Below are 18,679 nucleotides of genomic sequence, written 5' to 3' on the forward strand. Positions count from 1 at the left end.
GACCAAGGCCGTGGCAGCCGGCGACCTGTCCAAAAAGATCACGGTGGACGTGAAGGGTGAGATTCTCGAACTCAAGAACACCATCAACACCATGGTGGACCAGCTTTCCTCATTCGCCTCCGAAGTGACGCGCGTCGCGCGCGAGGTGGGCACCGAAGGCAAGCTGGGCGGSCAGGCCGATGTGCAGGGCGTGGCCGGCACCTGGAAGGATTTGACCGACTCGGTCAACTCCATGGGCTCCAATTTGACGGGCCAGGTGCGCAATATCGCCGAGGTGACCAAGGCCGTGGCGGCCGGCGACCTCTCCAAAAAGATCACCGTGGACGTCAAGGGTGAAATCCTGGAACTCAAGGCCACCATCAACACCATGGTGGACCAGCTGCGGTCCTTCGCGTCTGAAGTGACGCGCGTCGCGCGCGAGGTGGGTACCGAAGGCAAGCTGGGCGGCCAGGCCGATGTGCAGGGCGTGGCAGGCACCTGGAAGGACTTGACCGACTCGGTCAATTCCATGGGTTCCAACCTGACCGGCCAGGTGCGCAATATTGCCGAGGTGACGACGGCCGTGGCGGCCGGTGACCTTTCGAAGAAGATCACGGTGGACGTCAAGGGCGAGATTCTTGAACTCAAGAACACCATCAACACCATGGTGGATCAGCTGCGGTCCTTTGCGTCTGAAGTGACGCGTGTCGCACGCGAAGTGGGCACCGAAGGCAAACTGGGCGGCCAGGCCGACGTGCAGGGCGTKGCCGGCACCTGGAARGACTTGACCGACTCGGTCAACTCCATGGGYTCCAACCTSACRGSCCAGGTGCGCAACATCGCCGAGGTGACGACSGCCGTGGCGGCCGGYGACCTGTCCAAAAAGATCACGGTGGACGTGAAGGGCGARATYCTCGAACTCAAGAACACCATCAACACCATGGTGGACCAGCTGCGGTCTTTTGCCTCCGAAGTGACGCGGGTGGCGCGCGAGGTGGGTACCGAGGGCAAGCTCGGCGGCCAGGCCGACGTGCAGGGTGTTGCCGGCACCTGGAAGGACTTGACCGACAACGTGAACTTCATGGCCGGTAATCTGACCTCCCAGGTGCGAAACATTGCCGACGTAACCAAAGCCGTGGCGGCCGGCGATTTGTCCAAAAAGATCACGGTGGACGTGAAGGGCGAAATCCTGGAGCTCAAGAACACCATCAACACCATGGTGGACCAGCTGCGGTCCTTTGCCTCCGAAGTGACGCGGGTGGCGCGCGAGGTGGGCACCGAAGGCAAGCTGGGCGGCCAGGCCGATGTGCAGGGCGTGGCCGGCACCTGGAAGGACTTGACCGACAACGTGAACTTCATGGCCGGCAACCTGACCAGCCAGGTGCGCGGCATTGCGCGTGTGGTGACGGCCGTGGCCAACGGCGACCTGGAGCGCAAGCTGACCGTGGAGGCCAAGGGCGAGATCGCCGCCCTGGCGGACACCATCAACGGCATGACCGATACGCTGGCCACCTTCGCCGACCAGGTGACCTCGGTGGCGCGCGAGGTGGGGGTGGAGGGCAAGCTGGGCGGCCAGGCCAAGGTGCCGGGCGCGGCCGGCACCTGGAAAGGCCTGACCGAAAACGTCAACCAGCTGGCCGCCAACCTGACAACCCAGGTGCGTGCCATTGCCGAGGTGGCGACGGCCGTGACCCAGGGTGACTTGACGCGCTCCATCACGGTGGAGGCGCTGGGCGAGGTGGCGGCACTGAAGGACACCATCAATGAAATGATCCGCAACCTCAAGGACACCACGCAGGTCAACACCGAGCAGGACTGGCTCAAGACCAACCTGGCCAAGTTCAGCCGCATGCTGCAGGGCCAGAAAGACCTGGTGGCCGTGGGCCATTTGATCCTGTCCGAACTGGCGCCCGTGGTGGGCGCCCAGCAGGCCGAGTTCTACGTGTTGAGCTACACCCAGGAAAGGCCGCGCCTGCGCCTGATGGCCAGCTATGCCTCCGACGGGCAGGGCGCTTACGGCAAGGAAATCGACCTGGGTCAGGGCCTGATTGGCCAGTGCGCCTTCGACAAGCAGAAGATCCTGCTGACTTCCTCGCTGCCGCAGGGCCTCAGGATCTCGTCGGGCCTGACCGAGGTGGCGCCCATGGACATCCTGGTGCTGCCCATCATCTTCGAGGGCCAGGTCCGCGGTGTGGTGGAACTCGCCTCGGTCGAGCGTTTCAACCCCACGCACCAGGCCTTCCTGGACCAGCTCACCGAGAGTATTGGCATCGTGATCAACACGATCGAGGCCAATATGCGCACTGAAGACCTGCTGACCCAGTCGCAGTCCCTGGCGCAGGAGCTGCAGAGCCGGCAGGAAGAGCTGCAGCAGACCAACGAGGAGCTGCAGGAAAAAGCCCACCTGCTGGTGCAGCAGAACGACGAGGTGGAGCGCAAGAACCAGGAGGTCGAGCAGGCCCGCCAGGCGCTCGAGGAAAAAGCCAAGCAGCTGTCGCTGACCTCCAAGTACAAGTCGGAGTTCCTGGCCAATATGTCGCACGAGCTGCGCACGCCGCTCAACAGCCTGCTGATCCTGTCCGACCAGCTGTGCAAGAACTCCGAAGGCAACCTGACGGCCAAGCAGGTGGAGTTTTCCAAGACCATCCATTCATCGGGCAACGACCTGTTGATGCTGATCAACGACATCCTGGACCTGTCCAAGATCGAGTCGGGCACGGTGGTGGTGGACGTCAACGAGCTGCGCCTGTCCGACCTGCAGATGTATGTGGAGCGCACCTTCCGCCACGTGGCCGAGGCCAAGAACGTGGACTTCCTGATCACCACCGGGCTGCAGCTGCCGGTGTCCATGGTGACCGACGTCAAGCGCCTGCAGCAAATCCTCAAGAACCTGCTGTCCAACGCCTTCAAGTTCACCCACCAGGGCCATGTGGCCCTGGCCATCGAGGAGGCCTTCACCGGCTGGAGTACCGACCACGAGGAACTCAACCGCGCCCAGCAGGTGCTGGCGTTTTCCGTCACCGACACCGGCATAGGCATTTCCGCCGACAAGCAGCAGATCATCTTTGAGGCCTTCCAGCAGGCCGACGGTTCTACCTCCCGCAAGTACGGCGGCACCGGCCTGGGCCTGGCCATCAGCCGCGAACTTTCGCGCCTGCTCGGCGGCGAGATACGCCTGTCCAGCGCGCCGGGCGAGGGCAGCAGCTTTGTGCTCTACCTGCCGCTGACCTATTCCTCGTGGCGCGGCGCGCGCAAGCCCGGCGGCAGCGCCGAGCAGCGCATGGAAACCGCCGCGCCCGTCAGCCGCCTGGGTTTTGAAAAGCAGGACAGCGCCTTCGACGACGCCGCCCTGTCCCTGGATGCCCCCGCGCCGGCCGACGAGGCCGCGGACGACAGGCACAACATCCAGCCCGGCGACTTTGTGCTGCTGATTGTCGAGAACGACCTGGCTTTCGCCAGCTTTTTGCTCGATGCCGCGCGCGCCAAGGGCTTCAAGGGCCTGGTGACCTCGCTGGGCGCCGGCGCCCTGACGCTGGCGGCCGAATTCAAGCCGTCGGCCATCACGCTGGACATGCACCTGCCCGACATGGAAGGCTGGCGCGTGCTCGAACGCATCAAGCAGGACTTCAGCGTGCGGCATATCCCGGTCTGCGTCATTTCCACCGACGATTCCCAGGAACGCGCCTACCGCAGCGGCGCCATGGCCTTTATCGCCAAGCCCATACCCGCCAAGGAAGTGCTTGACGAGATGCTGGACCAGCTGCACCGCTATGTCTCGCGCCCGGTGCGGCATGTGCTGGTTGCCCTGCAGGACGAGGCCTTGCGCGCCGAGGTCACCGGCCTGCTGGGCCACAGCCACATCCTGTGCCAGACGGTGGCCTCGCTGGCGGGCGTCAAGCCCGAGGACTTCGCGCGCTTTGAATGCGCCATCACCGATGAGCCCACGCTGGAGGACGGTTTCGAGCAGCTGCGCCATACCCTGCCGGCCCCCTCGGTGCTAGGGCCGCTGCCGGTGGTGGTCTGGCGCGAAGGCCCGATAGACGCGCTGCACCAGCCCGCCTGGCAGGCCCGCGACGGTTATCTGTTCCGCGAGGCCAGGTCCGTCCCGCGGGTGCTGGACCTGGCCCTGCATGCCCTGCATGTGAACGAGGCGCGCATGACGGAGCGGCAGCGCGGCACCTTGAGGACCCTGCACGACGCCAACAAGTCGCTCGCGGGCAAACGGGTGCTGATCGTCGACGACGACATGCGCAACATCTTCGCGCTGGCCACCGTGCTCGAGGAAGAGGGCATGGACATCGTCTGGGCCGACAACGGCCATGACGCCATCGCCAAGGTCGCCTCCGACCCCCGGCTCAGCGTGGTGCTGATGGACATCATGATGCCGGTGATGGACGGCCTAGTCACCATGCAGGAGATCCGCAAGCTGCCGGCCGGCAAGACCCTGCCCATGATCGCGGTCACCGCCAAGGCCATGAAAGGCGACCGCGAGAAATGCATAGAGGCGGGCGCCTGGGATTACCTGTCCAAACCCGTCAACACGGAGAACCTGCTCGCCGTGCTGCGCGCCTGGTTGCCGCGATGAGCGCCGTCCTTGCCATGCCGCAGGAGCCGGCAAGCATGCGGAACCCGGACCCGGTCAACATCCTGATCGTCGACGACCTGCCCGAAAAGCACGTCGTCATGGGCAGCATCCTCGAGGAGCTGGGGCAAAACCTCGTGAGCGCCCGTTCGGGCCGGGAGGCCCTGCGCCTGATCCTGGAAATGGAGTTCGCCGTCATCCTGCTGGACGTGAACATGCCCGACATCGACGGCCTGGAAACCGCCGGCTTGATACGGCAGTACAAAAAGAGCGCGCAGACCCCCATCCTGTTCATCACCGCCTACGTCGACGAGGCCCAGGCCGCCAAGGGTTATGCGCTGGGCGCGGTGGACTACATCTCGTCACCGGTCGTACCCGACGTGCTGCGTTCCAAGGTCAAGGTGTTTGTCGACCTGCACCGCATGCACCGGCAGCTGCAGCAGCAGGCCGTGCAGCGCGAGGCGCTGGCACGCTCCGAGGCGGCGCGCGCCGCCGCCGAAGACGCCACGCGCCGCGCCGCCTACCTGGCCGAGGCCAGCCAGCGGCTTTCCATGTCCCTTCATATCGACGCCACCGCCCATGCGCTGGCCGACATCGCGGTGCCCGGCCTGGGCGACATGGCGGCCGTCGCCCTGCTGGACGGCCATGGAAATCTGCACTGCCGCTGCCTGAAGATTTCGGGCAGCGCCGATGCCGCCGTGGGCCCGGTGCTGCTCGAATGCCAGCGCGATATGAGCCCTTCCATGGCGGCGCTGGTCCGTGATGCCATGCTCACGCGGGAAATTGCCTTTTTGCCCGCGACCGAGCTGTGCGCGGCGCAGCCCGCGGCCACGCCGCCCGCCGAGTGGCCGGAATTTCCGGCCGACCATGAAGAGATGGCCGTCTGCCCGCTGGTGGCCGGCGAGCAGCAGCTGGGCGCGCTCATCTTGTTCGGCAGGGCCGGCGGCTTCGCGCAGGCCGATGCCGCACTGCTCAGTGAAGTCGTGGGCCGGGCCTCCATCGCCATGGAGAACGCCAGGCTTTACACCCTGGTGCAGGAGGCCGACCGTCGCAAGAACGAGTTCCTCGCCATGCTGGCCCATGAGCTGCGCAACCCGCTGGCGCCCATACGCAATGCGGTGCACATCATCCACGGGGCCCAGGTCGCCGACCCGACCGTGGCCTGGGCGCGCGACGTGATCTCCCGCCAGGTGGACCACATGTCCAGGATGGTCGACGACCTGCTGGACGTCTCGCGCATAGTCCGCGGCAAAGTCACCGTGCACATGGAGGCGGTGCGGCTGTCCACCCTGTGCGAGCGCGCCGTCGAGGCCAGCAACCCCCTGCTGGCCGCCAGGCAGCAGGAACTCACGCTGGACATCCCCGGCGAGGCCATCGTCCTGCAGGGCGACCTGGTGCGCCTGTCGCAGGTGCTGTCCAACCTGCTCAACAACGCCTCCAAGTTCACCGATCCGGGGGGCAAGATCATCCTGGGCGCCGCCCTCCAGGGCGACGAGCTGTGCATCACTGTCTCGGACACCGGCCAGGGCATAGAGGCCGAATTCATGCCGCATATCTTTGACCTGTTCGCCCAGGGCGACCAGGCGCTGGACCGCGCCCAGGGAGGCCTGGGCATAGGCCTCACGCTGGTCAAGCACCTGGTGCAACTGCACCAGGGCAGGGTGGAGGCCTACAGCGAGGGCCACGGCAAAGGCTGCCGCATCTCCGTGTACTTCCCGGCCCGCGTGCTGGCCGAGGGGGCCGTGCTTGCGGTGGAGCACGCACCGCCCCCCGCCAGGCCGGCGCCGGCAGCCTCCCGCAAAGTCCTGGTTGTCGACGACCTGGCTGCATCGGCCGACACGCTGAAAGTCCTGCTCGAACTCGAGGGTTATGTGGTCAGGGTCGCCAACGACGGCGCGGCGGCGCTCACCATGGCCCGGGAGTTCGCGCCCGACGTGCTCATCCTCGACATCGGCCTGCCGGGCATGGACGGCTTTGAAGTGGCCCGCCAGCTGCGCAACAGCCCCGAATCCAAGGATGCACTGATGATCGCGCTGACCGGATACGGCGAGGCCGAGAGCCGCCAGCGCTCGCAACATGCTGGGTTTGACCATCATGTTGTCAAGCCCGCCGATATTGATTACCTGCTGTCTATCGTGAGTCAGCCGGCGGGGCAGCGGGGAAGTTAGCCGGGTCTTGCTCCGGCCTGGCGCGCTCTGCCTCCTCATCCTCCTCTTTCCTCTTCTTAGTTCAGCTGGCCGGGTCTCGCCCCGGCGGGCGACTTACTTTCTTTTGCTTCGCCAAAAGAACGTAAGCAAAGGTCACGCAGTGGGGATTCGCTCACTTCGCGAAGCGAAGTTACGCGAATACCAAAAGGCGACCCTGGTGTCTGCGTCCCTCCGCTTCGCTGCGGGCAGCCTGCGGTGCTCGGTCCAGGGTCTCGCTCGAACTCGCTAGGCTGCGCTTCGCTCAGACAATCGCGATCCCTGATCCGCCTGAACCTGCGCTCCTCGGCGCATACACAAGGGGTGGGGACAGGAATACCAAACAGCCGAATACCGAAATTCATAAGGACACGCCAAGGCGTGTCCTTGTTTTGTTTCGGAGTTCGATATTGGATATTCCGGATTTCCCCGTCCAAGCGCATCGGCATGCCCGGCGTAATGGCGCGTAATGGTTTTCCAGCAAGCACGGTCCTACAGTGATTTCCCCTGGACGGTGAACCCGCCTATCCAGTGGATGCACACCATTTTTTCAAACCGGATGGAGAACGACATGACCGATGTAACCGTCAATATTGTGGGTGGAACCCAAGCGCAAAACACGACCGCCGTGACCGTGGGAAACGTAAGGTGGGGCCTCAACGGCACCGCGAACTTCGGCCAGCCGCAGAATGTGGCGGAAGGCATATGTGACCTCGTCGTCTATAAAACCACGGCCCCCAACCAGATTTCCATCAAGGTGGATGTATACGGCAATGTCGCGGTGATCAATATCACCGTGAACATGGACAACATTTCGGTGAACTGATCGCCGCGCTACCCGCTCAGCGCCGTTCGGGCTTCAGTATTTCCGGCAAGCTCTCCACCTCGCTGAGCTTGTCCATCACCAACGCAATAAAAGCCGACACCGCCAGCGGCAACTGCCGCCGGCTGGGGTAAAGCACGCTGAGCCCGTGGCCCGTGCGCTGGTATTGCGGCAGCACGGGCACCAGCCGCCCGGCCTGCACGTCCTGCCTGGCCATGGCGGGCGGCAGCAGTGCGATGCCCAGGCCGGCGAGTGTGGCCTTGCGCAGCGCCTGGGCGGTGTTGCCGCTGAAGCGTCCCGCGACCTGCACTTCCTCTTCCATGCCGCCGGGGCCCGCCAGGCGCCAGGTGGTGCGGCCGCTGGGGTGGGGCGAGGTCACGCAGTCGTGCTCCAGCAAATCCTGCAGCGTGGCCGGCGCGCCGCGTGCGGCGATGTAGGCCGGGCTGGCCACCATGCCGTCGCTGCGCGCGCCCAGCAGCTGGCGGCCCACATAACCCGAGTCGCGCATGGGTCCGCCGCGGAAGGCCACGTCGATCTGCTCGGCAATCAGGTCGGCGTGGGCGTCGCTGAGCACAAAGTCCAGCCGCACGCGCGGGTGCGCGGCCAGGAATTCGGCCACCCATTCCATGGGGAAAAAATCAAAAAAATCGGCGGTCGCCGCCACCCGCACCAGGCCGCTGGGCTCCTGGCTGCCGGTCGCCAGTTCCTGGCCGGCCTCGGCCAGCCCGTCGACCGCGCCCGCGCAGCGCTCATAAAAAGCCTGGCCCGCGCTGGTCAAGGTGAGCTTGCGCGTGGAGCGCTGCATCAGCCGTGTGACTAGCTGGTTTTCCAGCTGCTGGACGCGCCGGCTCAAGGTATTGGCCGGCAGGCCCAGGCGCCGCGCCGCCTCGGCAAAGCTGCCGCAGCGCACCACCTGCACAAACATGGCGATGTCGTTGAGGTCCAGCATGGCGTATTCCTTCTTTGAATGGATGGGTGCAATCCGATTCTGCCATCTAGTCAATCAATGGGTGTCGCCCTAATCTTCCGTCCATGGGCCGCCCAGGCCTCCCACCTTGTTTTTCAGGACCATCCCATGAGCTCAAACACCCCCCGTATCGGCATCATCATCGGCTCCACCCGCGAAGGCCGCTTCGGTGACAAGCCCGCGCAGTGGATTCATACGCTTGCCCAGCAGCGCACAGACCTGGCCTTTGAGCTGATAGACCTGCGCGACCATCCGCTGCCTTTCTTCGCCGAGCCCATGTCGCCGGCCTGGGCGCCCGTGAAGAACGAGGCCGCGCAGCGCTGGGCCGCCAAACTCGCCACGCTGGACGGCCTGATCGTGGTCACGCCCGAATACAACCACGGCCCCAGCGCCGTGCTCAAAAACGCCTTGGACTATGCCTACAAGGAGTTCATCCGCAAACCCATAGGTTTTGTCGGCTACGGCGGCGTGGGCGCGGCGCGGGCCGTCGAGCAGCTGCGCCTGGTCGCCACCGAGCTGCAGATGGCGCCCGTGCGCAATGCGGTGCACATCGGCATGGTCGAGTTCATGGGCATCTGGAAGCAGGGCAAAAGCTTTGAAGACTTTCCGCACCTGGCCCAGGCCGCCACCGGCCTGCTGGACGACATGGCCTGGTGGGCGAGGGCGCTTAAAACCGCCAGGGAGGCCGTATGAGCAGCGCCGCAGTTGCAACGGCCGCCCGCGCCATCGTGCACCGCACGCGCGGCAGCGCCCATGGGCCCATCACGCGGCTCGTCAGCCCCGGCGACCTTGGCGAGTTCCTCAAGCCTTTTGTCTTCCTGGACCTGTTCGGCTTCAAGCCGGCGGCCGGCCACAAAGGCTTTGGCATGCACCCGCACTCGGGCATCGCCACGCTGACCTATATGGTCGAAGGCCAGGTCAGCTATGAAGACACCACCGGCAAGAAGGGCATGCTGCCGGCCGGCGGCGTCGAATGGATGCGCGCGGGCAATGGCGTCTGGCACACAGGCGCGCCCGTCAGCGACTCACCGGTCCAGGGCTTCCAGCTCTGGGTTGCGCTTCCCGCGGCCGAAGAAAACGCGCCGGCCGAAAGCCTTTACCTGTCGCCCGGGCAGCTGCCGCAAGAAGGCCCGGCGCGTGTGCTGCTGGGCCGCTACGGCACGGCGCAAAGCCCGATTCCCGCGCCGGCCCAGATGAACTACCTGGCCGTCACGCTGAAGGACGGCGAGCAGTGGCGCTACACACCGCCCGAAGGCCACACCGTGGGCTGGGTCGCGGTCAACCAGGGACGGCTGGATGCGGGCGACGAGAGCGGCGGCCCCTTAGCCACCGGCGAACTCGCGGTGTTCGAAGAGTCCGGCGAGGCCATAGCCTTCACGGCCCAGGGCGACACGGCCTTTGTGCTGGGCTCGGCCGTCAAACATCCGCATGAACTGGTCATGGGGTATTACTCGGTGCACACCAGCCGGGCCGCGCTGGCGCAGGGGGAGGCCGAGATCCAGCGGATCGGGATGCGGTTGCGGGAAGAAGGGCGCCTGGGCTAACCGCAGCTCAGGCAATAGGCTTTTGCGCCCAGTAAATGGGCGTCAGGAAAGTCCGCTGCACCCGCCCGCCAAAGTCCGCGCAGATCTGGCGCAGCTCCCGCTCTATGGCTTCTCGCTCAGCCTGGGGGCGCCTGGTGATCTGCGAAAACGTGGCATACAGCGCCACGATTTCTTCCGTGCTCAGGGGGGCGGTTCGGCAAACCACCTCGGACGACACATTCACGAAGCCCGCCGCCTGCAATTCCGCGGTACGGCGCGCCTTGTCCAGGCCAAACGGCAGCCGCGTGCCGTCGCCAAAACCCGGGGTGCGCTCCAGCCGCTCAAAAATCGGCTGTGTCGCTTTCAGGAACGGGTCTTCACTGAAAGGGTCGGCAAAGACATTCCAGCAGGCCATCCACCAGCCGCCGGGGCGCAGCAGGCGCATCACTTTGTCCAGGGCTTCCCCGGCCTTCAACCAGTGAAACGAGGTCGCGGCCACGCCGAAATCAAAGGAGGCGGCCGGCAATTCAGCTTCCTCGAAGGTCGAGGCCATGATTTCCAGCCGGGCCGCTTGCGGGCGGCCGCAGGCGCCAGCCAGAAAATCGCATAGGCGCTGGTCGGGCTCTATGGCCGTGAGCTTTGATATCGCCATCTCCAGCAGCGCGCCTGTCACCTGCCCGGTACCGGGGCCGATCTCAAAGGCGCGGCCACCCTCCCGAATGCCGCATTGCGCGCGGATAATCTCAAAGAGCCGAGCCGGATAACCGGGCCGGCCGGCCGCATAGTCTTCAGGATGCCGGCCGAAAGCATGGCGGCCTTCCGCCAGCGGGATGGTCCTCACGTGTTTGTCCTCGATTCAAGCCGGTGTGCATGCGCGTATCCCGTCATGGCTTGGTTCCAGGGTTCAAGGAGCGCTGCATCATGATCAGACTACTCTACCTCAGCGACGCCAAGGAAGGCATCAACGAGGAGGCCGTAAACGGCGTCCTGAAAAGCGCGGCCAAAAACAACCCGCCCCTGGGCATCACCGGCCTGCTGGTGTTTGGGGGCGGCGTGTTCGCCCAGATCCTGGAAGGCCCGGAGCAGGCCGTTCTCGGCAAGTATGTGCAGATCGCGACCGACATGCGCCACCACAACTGCCGCATCGTCTACATCACGACCACCCGGGAACGCATCTTCAAGGACATCTCCATGGCGGCGCTTGAAGCACAGCCCATGGAGATGGAGCACATCGCCGAACTGGACGCCCGCCGGCATGAAACCGTTCCGGCGGATGCGTTCACGGACTTGATGCGGGTGTTTTTTTCAAGAATACAGGCGCTGCCTTGATATGGAGAGCTCGGGTGCCGGGTGCCAAACTGTAGAACTGATGGCTACGCTTTCAGCCTAATATCCGGGTCAACCCGCAGTAAAAAGTTAGCATTTTCAGCCGGAGCGTCAGTATGATGGCCCAAAGCGTGCTTGTGACGTTTGGTTACCAATTCGGGTAGCCACAGCCCAGTTACCTCAACGCCAAACGCCACTGCTTCGGGAGCCCAACATGCGTTATCTGTCCCTCATTTCCTTTTCACTGGCAGCCGCCTGCCTGTCACCGGCCGCCCAGGCACAAAGCTGCGAGGGAGGGGCCTATATGAACCCCCAGCTCTTCCGCGGTGAGGCCGCCTACCAAAGCGCGGTGGCCGAACAGGAAATGCATGCCTTCATAGGCCGCGCCGGCCTGCCGCAGGCGCCGCTGTACGCCATCAAGAAAGTGGACGACATCACCTCGTCGGGGCGCACACCCTATTGCTGGGTCTACACCAACCAGGTCACCGGCCTGATGAGCGGCTACAAGCTCGCGGTGTTCAACAATGAAGTGGTCCAGCCCGCCGTGCTGGCCATCACCGTGGTCGGCAAGGCCGCCACGGATGCGGGCGCCGTGGCGCTGAAAACCCTGCCGCCGGCCGAGCAGAAAGCCGTGCTGGACCAGCTCCAGCGCTCCAAATGCTTCGGCACGGCCGCCGGCGTGGAAGCCGCCATCGCCAAAGCCGAGGGCCTGTGCGGCAATGTGGAGGACGTCGCGCCGCAAGCCACCGTCGGGCAGCAGGGCCTGATCGCCAAAGCCGTCTTCGCCTGGGAAGAGCAGTCTTGGGCAGGCGTCGTCACCCGCGAGCCCGCCGCGCTGGGTGTCAGCCTTAAGGGCTTGGCCGGGCGCTCCGAAAAGGTGCACCAGGCACGCCTCGTGGTGGTTCCGACCAAGGCCACCAGCGTCGGCTTTGGCCTCTACCTGCACGCCAGCGTGCCGGAGGCTACCGCCAAGAAGGCGATTGCCGCCTTCCAGGGCCTGACGGCACCGTCCAAGCCGCTCGCCGTCGCCATGGACCTGGGCCCGCAATTCTCCTTTGTGGTGCCAACCGCGGAGCAGCTGGAGAAAATGCGCGCGGCGATAGGGCTGGGCAAATAAAGCGCCCCGGTGCATTTTTTCAAAGATAAAGGCGCCGCCTTGATTCAAGGCGTTTAGCCAGGCAGCTCACGCCCCCTGACTTCCTCTTTCAAAAATGCACGCTCCGCATCGATAGCCATGCGGTGCACACACCAGTCGGCATAGATTCGCCCCAAGAGTTTTCCGGGCAGGCGTGCCCATCGTCCCGCAGGCCAGTCGTAGTCAATCCACACACGCAACTGCGATGACTCCTGCGGCGACCCGGCGTCCGGCGCAAGCACAAAACCCATCCGATAGGCGCCAACGACCAGGAGATGCGTTTCACCAAAGGTTTCCCACGACTTGCGCAGTGGTGGTGCGTATTCGGTCACTTTCTCCGACACCGACAGGGCCATGCCGAGCATCCGTCCCTTGATGGTGATCACTGAATCGAGCGCTTTGCCCTTGTTGCCGTCGGTCTCTATCTTCATGGCGGCCCCGGCCATCATCAGCGAGGGTTTCTCCATGTGCGCTGCCAGCCGTTGATGGTCGTCCAGCAGCGCGAACACCGCCTGGGGACTCGCCGCCACGCGAACCGTGGTTTCACGGTGAAACGGGTACTGCGAATTCATTGGCTCAAGCCGCCGAGGCCGGCTCTGGCCGAAGCGTGGAAAGAACCGCGGCGTGCGCCTCGAATAGCTGTCGAATTCAGCGCCGAACCGGGCGCGCATTTCTGCTTCCTCAGCCACGGCCAGACGCCCGTACATCAGCAACAGGACCGGAAACATCAGCAAGGTCAGCAGGGTAGGCCACTGGATCAGAAAACCCAGCAGGATCAGGACAAATGCCACGTACTGCGGATGTCGAATCCGGGCGTAAGGCCAGGCGGTTGCCAGGGAGTGCCTGCGCTGCGCGTGGTACAGCACATTCCATGCGCTGGACAGCAGGTAAAAGCCGAAGCCCAGGAATACGTAGCTTGCGATATGCAAGGGCCCGAAATGGGGATCACCTTTCTCTCCCATCAGCGTGCTCCACAGGTGACCGGCATCATGCGTCAGGATGTCCAGGCCCGGGTACCTGGTTTGCAACCATCCGGACAGAAGGTAGATGGTGAGCGGGAAGCCGTACATCTCCACAAACAAAGCCACGACGAATGCCGAGAATGCGCTGAAAGTTCGCCAGTCCCGAGCCGTGGCCGGTTTGAAAAAGCTGTAGGCAAACATGATGAAGATCGCCGAATTGAAGATCACCAGCGTCCACAGGCCGTAGGCGGGTTGGTCGTGGCTCATGATGCGTCTCCAGGTTGGGACTGGTTTGGCTTGCCGGCATCAGGAGGGGACGGAAGGCCGCCATGATGATGGTTCCCGTGACCGTGATGCATGAACACATGCATCAATGGGCAGGCCAGCAGCAACAGCAGCGGGAGCAAACCCACGACATGCGCCAGATGTTCGGTCAACAAAAAATACGCGGTGATGGCGCCAAACACCAAAAATCCCGCGCCGTAGCGTGTTCGCCAGAACGGCGTCGAAGGTGTGTACGGAGGGCTGTGTGGGGGCGGATGCCCATGGGTATCGTTCATTTGAAACTCCTTTGTGCTTAGGTGCGAAAGGCCAAACGTTCAGGCTCAGGCGGCTTGCTGGAGCTATTGAGCGGGAGGTGAGGGCAAGCGATCCATCATCATTCGCATCATGGTGGTCATCATTTCCATGCGCTTTTGCATTGCCTTGTGGGCCCCCATCATGTCCATGGACATACCGCCTTTCATGGCGTCTGGTCCCTGTCCCTTGCCGGTCCCCTTCATATCGCCCATCTGCGGCATACCCCCCATGGCGTCCATTTTTTCCATCATGGACATACCGTCTTGCATGGTTTTCATGTGATCGGCCATCAGCGCCTTGCGCTCTTCAGGCGTCTTCGCGGCCACCATTTTTTCGTGCATCTCACGCATGGCTTTGATCTGTCCATCCATCGCACCCATCGCACCCATCGTTTCCCGGGGCATGGAGGGTGATTTGGCCGCTGGAGCCGAGAGGGCTTTTTTCGCGGGCTCGGGTGCATGGTGTTGCGTGTGTTCCGCATCGGTCTGTGAAAAAGCGCCGAGGGAAGCTGCTGCCATGGCAATGGCCAGAACTGTGTGGCGAGGCGTAGTCATAAAAACTCCTTTGGAAAATCAGGAACAAGGCTGGATGGGAGGGCGTTCCGACAGGGCCGGTCAGGGCGCCGGAACGCATGAGACAGGCGGAGTCCCCAACGCGTGCGCGCTGAGCCACCACGCCAGGGGGCAAGGATTTAAAGGGTGAGCCGCAGGAAGCGGATAGACACCGGCGGCTCGCGCCAGGTCTCAGCTTTCAAGGGTGCGGATCGATCATCAGGATCGACAAGCGCAACGGTCAGCGCAGGTGCCCACGCAACGAGCGCCAGCTGCGAATCAGCGGCATTGTCAAAAGGCTTGACTTTGATGGCGGCTGTTTGTTCCGCGGCACACACTGTCAGGCAAATCGCCTCGTCAGGGTCCGATGCGTGTTCGTCTGCCTCAACATGAGCGGTCGCCTGAAGCTGTTGCACTGACCCGGGATGGCCGTGTCCATCGCTCAGCAGGCATGCATTGGCAATGCCGGCACCCAAAGTGATCAGCCAGGCGAACAGCATCACGATAGCGGTGTAGCGTGTGTTCCGGCGGCTGAAGAGGGTCTTCATGGCTTGAATGCAGAAAAATTGCTGTTGCAGCGTCTGTAATTTAGAGGCTGCAGCGATTCGGGTATTGATCTATGTCAACACGGACTATCCGCAGGAAAGAATCGCCCAGCCCGCCAAGGCCACCAGCGTCGGCTTCGGCCTGTACTGCATGCCGGCTGCCCGACGCCGCCGCCAGGAAGGCCGTTGCCACCTTCCTGGGCCTGACGGGGGCGCCTGACGTTTGACTTAAGTGGCTGGCAGCAGGCCAGCCCGCTTGAAGGAAGGGTCAGGCATCAGCGGGCGCCGTATGCAAGCAGGGCGAGGAGCCAACCTGCAAGTGAAAGCACTAACCGCAGCCAATTGAGTGAGCGCCATCTTGTTGCCGTGTGCAGTGCAGTCGTTGACAAGGCATCGCCGCGCATTAGCCTTATTGCATTGGGAATAAAGAAGGCGAATGTGAATATACGCTCGACCAGCGTTACCGCACACGCAGCAAGCCAAAGGGTACGGACTGGCGCTGTGCTCGCGACTGCGAAATAGAGATTGACGAGCGTCAAAAGGCTTAGTGGTCCGGTGCTGACAAAGCCCCAGAAACGACGACCCGAATCGTCGACACGCATCGCCTCCGGATGAAGGTAGCGCGCCCCGTCGGGAGACCTTCCCATCCAGCGCGGGACGACGACCCGCTGCTCGTACAAACCGGCCCCAAAGGCAACGCCGTGAAAAATGACGAACAGCACTAGTACAAATGATGGCAAGTCAAAAGGCATGTGATGCTTCCGTGGGAGGGTTTGTGATGCCTAACGTTCGAGTTAACCGGCCCGCAGAGGCAAGCGCCGTAAGCCCGGACTGAGATGATGCACCATGTACCTCAGGCCGGGCTTACGGCGCTTACCGTAGCGGGTCCGGCTGAACGAGGGGTTAGGCTCGCGTTTGCGACGGCCGCGCAACAGTGACCCACTCTGTAGAGACTTGGCGCCGGGAACCCAGAATTGCGCTGGCCTTTCAAGAGCGCCCTCGGTGAGGGTACTCCCTGTGCTTGCCGCTCAGGCACAGGAGCGTTGTGCTCTCAGCCCCCGTCGCCACGACGGCGCTGCTTCTCTGCTTCCAGGCGCTCTGCTTCTCGTGCCAAGTCGCGTCTGATCTTCTCAATGCGCAAAGCTTCTTCGGCAAGCTGCGCGAGTTCCTTCTCACTGAACCTCAGTGTGGAAGGAAGTGGCGCTTTGCAAGCTTCACACGTGGTGACCCGACGGTTGAACACCGAGAACCCGCACGCTGGACATCTGAATCGATTGGCTGCCGTCATCGGTGCGACAAGGTTTGCGGGGGTGGCATTCGCGAGCCTAACCAATGGAAGGGACTTTTCCGTCCCAAGCGAGCCGCACCCCGTCAGGGATGCGGTTTACGGCAACAAAGTGCCACGATGGAGAGGTCAAACTTTTAGCTCCGACGTAACTTGAGTACAAGTTAGTCTGCACTGAAACTGCGTTTTCATCAACTCACCTGGAAGGGGAAATCATGGCTATCGTAACCGTTGGTATTGACCTCGCCAAGAACTAGAGTGATGCCATGACCTCAGCACCCCTGCCATTGCCCGCCGCCTGATCCCCACCCTCCGAAGCCGCATCCCTAACCACCAGCACAGGCACGGGCGCCAGTCGCAGAATCTCTTCCGCGCCGCTGCCCAGCAGCACGCGCCCCAGGCCGCGCCGGCCGTGGGAGCCGACGACCACGAGGTCGGCGCCCCAGCGTTTGGCGGCCTCGGCCACGACTTCGCCCAGGCGTTTGCCGGGTTCTTCGCACAGGCTCTGGTCGGCCGCCACGCCGGCCGACTGCGCGACGGCCGTGGCATCGGACAGCACTTTGGCGCCGCCTTCGCGCAGCATGCCGGCCACGTCGCCGGAGTAAGTGCCGTCGGCGGCCATGGCGCCCAGTTCATTGATGGCATGCAGCAGCCGCACGCTGGCGCTGGTTTCGCGCGCCATGCGCAGGCCGGCGACCAAAGCCTTGTTGGCGGTCTCGCTGCCGTCCACGGGGATCAGGATGCGTTTGAACATGGTGGCTGCCTCGGTCTGGAGTTGCGATATAGACAGTATTGGCTGGTTTGGGGCGGCGATCTTGACCTGCATCAAGCCGGAGCGTGACCAGGTGTTTCAGCGGCGGCTGCGCTCAGGCCAGCGCCGCCGTCTCCAGGTAGCACGGAATTTTGCAGGGCCAGTGCAGCTCGCGTTCCATGCGCTGGCGCATGGCGTCGGCCGCGGCCGGCTCGCCGTGGGTGATGAAGGTCTGCCGGGGCGCGGACTTGAAGCCGCGCAGCCAGCCCATGATCTCGGCGGCATCCGAATGGGCCGACAGGTCGTCCAGCATGGCCACCTCGGCGCGCACCGGCACTTCCTGGCCGTGGATGCGTACCGTGGGCGCGCCGCCGGCGATGAGGGCACCGCGCGTGCCGCCGGGCTGGAAGCCGGCAAACACGATGGTGTTGCGCTTGTCGGGCGCGAAGGCCTTGAGGTGGTGGACCACACGCCCGCCCGTGGCCATGCCGCTGGCGGCAATGATGACCATGGGGCCGTGTTTGGCATTGAGCAGGCGCGACTCTTCCGGTGATTCAACGATATGGGCGGTATGCGCCATGGCTTCGCACTCCGCGGAGCTCAGCCGCAGTTCGTCCTTGTGCTTGAGGTAGACCTGGGTGGCCTTGGCCGCCATGGGGCTGTTGAGGTAGACCGGCAGCTGGCGCGCAATGACGCCCTGGGTCTTGAGCACCTCGATGCAGTGCAACAGGCTTTGCGCGCGCCCCACCGCAAAGGCCGGGATCACCACCACGCCGCCGCGCGCGGCCGTGCGCTGGATCACCTGGCCCAGCGCGAGCAGCGGGTCGGAGTCCTTGTGCAGGCGGTCGCCATAGGTGGATTCCACCACCAGGTAATCGGCGCCGTCCATGGGGGAGGGTGGCTTGAGCACCAGGTCGTTGGGCCGGCCTATGTCGCCCGAAAACAGCAGGGAGCGCGAGCCGTTGTCCAGCCGCACGAAGGACGAGCCCACCATATGGCCCGAAGGCGTCAGGCTGGCGTTCAGGCCCGGCGCCGGCTGCCAGTGTTTGCCGGCGGGCACCGGGTGCAGCAGCTTGAGGCAGCGCAGCGCATCCTCGCGCGTGTACAGGGGCAGGGCCGGCGCGTGCTTCGAAAAACCGTGCCGGTTGGCGTATTCGGCTTCTTCCTCCTGCAGGTGGCCCGCGTCGGGCAGCAGGATGCGGCACAAGTCGGCCGTGCCCGGCGTGCAGAACACCTTGCCCTTGAAACCCTGGCGCGCCAGCAGCGGCAGGTAACCACTGTGGTCGATGTGGGCATGGGTGAGGATCACGGCGTCAATGCCGGCCGGATCCACGGGCAGCGGCGACCAGTTGCGCAGGCGCAGCGGCTTGTAGCCCTGGAACAGGCCGCAATCGACCAGCACGGTGGATTTGACATGCCGGACCAGGTATTTGGAGCCGGTGACGGTATCGGTGGCGCCCAGGAATTGGATCTTCATGGTGCCAGCTT

The 18,679-nt window shown here is 63.9% G+C and carries 16 protein-coding genes and 1 pseudogene; 7 read left to right on the forward strand and 10 right to left on the reverse strand.

What is annotated here, in order from left to right:
- The 3 genes from AC1DUN_RS13460 to AC1DUN_RS13470 all read left to right on the forward strand — a co-directional run.
- Positions 1-4,564: hybrid sensor histidine kinase/response regulator (locus AC1DUN_RS13460; RefSeq protein ID WP_477714378.1), on the forward strand; the 4,564-nt coding region annotated here is incomplete at its 5' end.
- Positions 4,561-6,729, forward strand: coding sequence for a response regulator (locus AC1DUN_RS13465; RefSeq protein ID WP_477714379.1), 2,169 nt, complete (start codon positions 4,561-4,563; stop codon positions 6,727-6,729). The genes AC1DUN_RS13460 and AC1DUN_RS13465, both read left to right, overlap by 4 nt.
- A gap of 586 nt (positions 6,730-7,315) precedes the next feature.
- A complete protein-coding gene (locus AC1DUN_RS13470; protein WP_477664830.1) occupies positions 7,316-7,570 on the forward strand; it encodes a hypothetical protein in 255 nt (84 codons plus the stop codon).
- Positions 7,571-7,586: 16 nt separating this feature from the next.
- Here the strand turns inward: AC1DUN_RS13470 and AC1DUN_RS13475 are convergent, their stop codons facing one another.
- Positions 7,587-8,516: a LysR family transcriptional regulator gene (locus AC1DUN_RS13475; RefSeq protein ID WP_477714380.1), complete on the reverse strand. Its 930-nt coding sequence runs from the start codon at positions 8,514-8,516 to the stop codon at positions 7,587-7,589.
- A 126-nt stretch (positions 8,517-8,642) separates the two neighbouring features.
- On the opposite strand from AC1DUN_RS13475, the gene AC1DUN_RS13480 reads away from it, so the two are divergent.
- Both AC1DUN_RS13480 and AC1DUN_RS13485 read left to right on the forward strand, forming a co-directional pair.
- Positions 8,643-9,227, forward strand: a complete 585-nt coding sequence (locus AC1DUN_RS13480; protein ID WP_477664832.1) for an NADPH-dependent FMN reductase — start codon at positions 8,643-8,645, stop codon at positions 9,225-9,227.
- Complete coding sequence (locus tag AC1DUN_RS13485) at positions 9,224-10,078, forward strand: pirin family protein (RefSeq protein WP_477714381.1); 855 nt, start codon at positions 9,224-9,226, stop codon at positions 10,076-10,078. Before AC1DUN_RS13480 ends, AC1DUN_RS13485 begins: the two co-directional genes overlap by 4 nt.
- Before the next feature lie 7 nt (positions 10,079-10,085).
- Here the strand turns inward: AC1DUN_RS13485 and AC1DUN_RS13490 are convergent, their stop codons facing one another.
- Positions 10,086-10,898 (reverse strand): class I SAM-dependent methyltransferase, encoded by an 813-nt coding sequence (locus tag AC1DUN_RS13490; protein ID WP_477714382.1) that lies wholly within the window; start codon positions 10,896-10,898, stop codon positions 10,086-10,088.
- Positions 10,899-10,978: 80 nt separating this feature from the next.
- On the opposite strand from AC1DUN_RS13490, the gene AC1DUN_RS13495 reads away from it, so the two are divergent.
- The gene (locus AC1DUN_RS13495) at positions 10,979-11,386 is read left to right on the forward strand and encodes a BLUF domain-containing protein (RefSeq protein ID WP_477714383.1); all 408 of its coding nucleotides are present in this window, start codon (positions 10,979-10,981) and stop codon (positions 11,384-11,386) included.
- A 301-nt stretch (positions 11,387-11,687) separates the two neighbouring features.
- Positions 11,688-12,500, forward strand: a complete 813-nt coding sequence (locus AC1DUN_RS13500; protein WP_477714384.1) for a hypothetical protein — start codon at positions 11,688-11,690, stop codon at positions 12,498-12,500.
- A 53-nt stretch (positions 12,501-12,553) separates the two neighbouring features.
- Here the strand turns inward: AC1DUN_RS13500 and AC1DUN_RS13505 are convergent, their stop codons facing one another.
- The 8 genes and pseudogenes from AC1DUN_RS13505 to AC1DUN_RS13540 form a co-directional block, all read right to left on the reverse strand.
- Positions 12,554-13,090, reverse strand: a complete 537-nt coding sequence (locus AC1DUN_RS13505; RefSeq protein ID WP_477714675.1) for an SRPBCC family protein — start codon at positions 13,088-13,090, stop codon at positions 12,554-12,556.
- A gap of 21 nt (positions 13,091-13,111) precedes the next feature.
- Positions 13,112-13,747: pseudogene (locus AC1DUN_RS13510) on the reverse strand (methyltransferase family protein); the annotation flags it as partial.
- A complete protein-coding gene (locus tag AC1DUN_RS13515) occupies positions 13,744-14,040 on the reverse strand; it encodes a DUF2933 domain-containing protein (RefSeq protein ID WP_477714385.1) in 297 nt (98 codons plus the stop codon). The gene AC1DUN_RS13515 and the pseudogene AC1DUN_RS13510, both read right to left, overlap by 4 nt.
- Before the next feature lie 63 nt (positions 14,041-14,103).
- Positions 14,104-14,613: a hypothetical protein gene (locus AC1DUN_RS13520; protein ID WP_477714386.1), complete on the reverse strand. Its 510-nt coding sequence runs from the start codon at positions 14,611-14,613 to the stop codon at positions 14,104-14,106.
- 137 nt (positions 14,614-14,750) lie between these two features.
- Complete coding sequence (locus AC1DUN_RS13525; protein WP_477714387.1) at positions 14,751-15,158, reverse strand: hypothetical protein; 408 nt, start codon at positions 15,156-15,158, stop codon at positions 14,751-14,753.
- A gap of 272 nt (positions 15,159-15,430) precedes the next feature.
- Complete coding sequence (locus tag AC1DUN_RS13530; RefSeq protein WP_477714388.1) at positions 15,431-15,907, reverse strand: hypothetical protein; 477 nt, start codon at positions 15,905-15,907, stop codon at positions 15,431-15,433.
- 786 nt (positions 15,908-16,693) lie between these two features.
- Positions 16,694-17,194 (reverse strand): universal stress protein, encoded by a 501-nt coding sequence (locus AC1DUN_RS13535; protein WP_477714389.1) that lies wholly within the window; start codon positions 17,192-17,194, stop codon positions 16,694-16,696.
- 112 nt (positions 17,195-17,306) lie between these two features.
- A complete protein-coding gene (locus tag AC1DUN_RS13540; RefSeq protein WP_477714390.1) occupies positions 17,307-18,668 on the reverse strand; it encodes an MBL fold metallo-hydrolase RNA specificity domain-containing protein in 1,362 nt (453 codons plus the stop codon).
- Positions 18,669-18,679: the final 11 nt, after the last annotated feature.

It is taken from the genome of Polaromonas sp. P4_F6, from assembly GCF_056401275.1.